We start from the raw sequence: 508 nt of genomic DNA, 5'->3' as shown, positions 1-508 counted from the left end.
CGTGACAGGTTGCGGCAGTAAACGATCCCGCTCGCACGACCATGCCTGCCCTTCCTCCATCACGCAAGGGGCGAGAAACAGTACCCGTTTGGCGGCTGATTCTGTCGCATCAAGCTCATAGAGCGCATCTCTATCCTGAGCATTGTTCACGCTCGCGATGATGCGGTCAAAATCGTCCAAATCTCTGCCCAAAGACTGCGCCGCAGCCCAATCGTTGCGATGAGTCACATCGATGCCAATCTCTTTAGCTAAGCGCATCAAGTGTTCCACGCGCGGTAGATAATCATCAATCAACAATAGTCGATTTGCATTCAGTTCTACCGGTTCAGAATGAGGCTGACTTCGTTTAGGCAACTGCAAACTAAAGCTAAAACACGATCCGTTGCCAAAATCCGAGTGCACACAAAGCTCACCGTTGTACATGCTGATCAAACGTTTTGAGATTGCCAACCCCAAGCCCGTTCCTTCATGTCGCCTTGTCGCGGAAGTATCGACCTGCTCAAATTTA

Annotated in this window: 1 protein-coding gene; it reads right to left on the bottom strand. The window is 50.6% G+C overall.

The window, feature by feature from the left end; genetic code table 11:
• On the bottom strand, nucleotides 1-508 hold a 508-nt coding region (locus tag R8N49_RS30750; protein WP_318190902.1), incomplete at both ends, for an ATP-binding protein.

The sequence above is a fragment of the Vibrio sp. 1978 genome (assembly GCF_033344345.1).
Note: the sequence above shows the minus strand (reverse complement) of the source record. Positions and strands in the feature narration are given on the sequence as shown.